This window comes from Aerococcus sp. L_32 (assembly GCF_050689315.1).
Genome location: NZ_JBOEQF010000913.1, coordinates 1 through 743 on the forward strand (window position 1 = coordinate 1; position 743 = coordinate 743).

At 41.0% G+C, this 743-nt stretch carries 1 protein-coding gene; it reads left to right on the forward strand.

Features of this window, described 5'->3' with window-relative positions; all coding sequences use genetic code 11:
• Positions 1–344: 344 nt before the first annotated feature.
• A partial coding sequence (trmB, locus tag ACRCJ0_RS17325) for a tRNA (guanosine(46)-N7)-methyltransferase TrmB (protein ID WP_431391395.1) occupies positions 345–743 on the forward strand: 399 nt, incomplete at its 3' end.

The following is a 743-nucleotide window of genomic DNA, read 5'->3' on the forward strand; positions in this document are numbered from 1 at the left end:
GACAAAAGTCGTTAAAACTCGACGCTTCTATCGCATTTAGGAGAGTAAACGCTAAAGCGTAAACCCTCTCATAAGCTGGACCAAAATCGGGTTCGACTCTCCAGAAAGGACTGCTTTTCAGATTAGATTGCAAAGTTTCCTTTCTAGGCGTCGGCTCTTACTCCTTCAATAGCCGAACAATTACTGCGAGTAATTGGCGCATTTTGGGAAGTGTCGGAAGAACTTGACTTATGAAGCCCAATATAAGACCGTTATTGGTCAAAAAAAGGGGGATGTGAACTTCATGTCACGTCTTTTTTTCTTGGAACGATATCATTTATAGAACAAATCATTAGGAGGATATTATGCGCGTAAGAAATAAACCGTGGGCAAAGGACGCCATGGCAGAACATAGAGAATATGTCATTTTAGAACCGGAAACAATGCAGGGGAAATGGCAATCTGAATTTAAAAACGACCATCCTGTTCATTTAGAAGTGGGAACTGGTAAGGGGCAATTCATTATTGAGATGGCCCGCCGTAATCCAGACGTGAACTTTATTGGTCTTGAATTACAAGATTCAGTATTAGTGATGGCGATGGAGAAAGCTTTGGAAGGTGAAGTGTTACCTAATTTACGCTTTATTTTAGGGAATGCCCTTGAACTATCTACTTATTTTGAAGAGGGTGAAGTGGCCAAGTTATTCTTAAACTTCTCTGATCCATGGCCAAAAGCGCGTCATGCGAAACGTCGTTTGACTTTT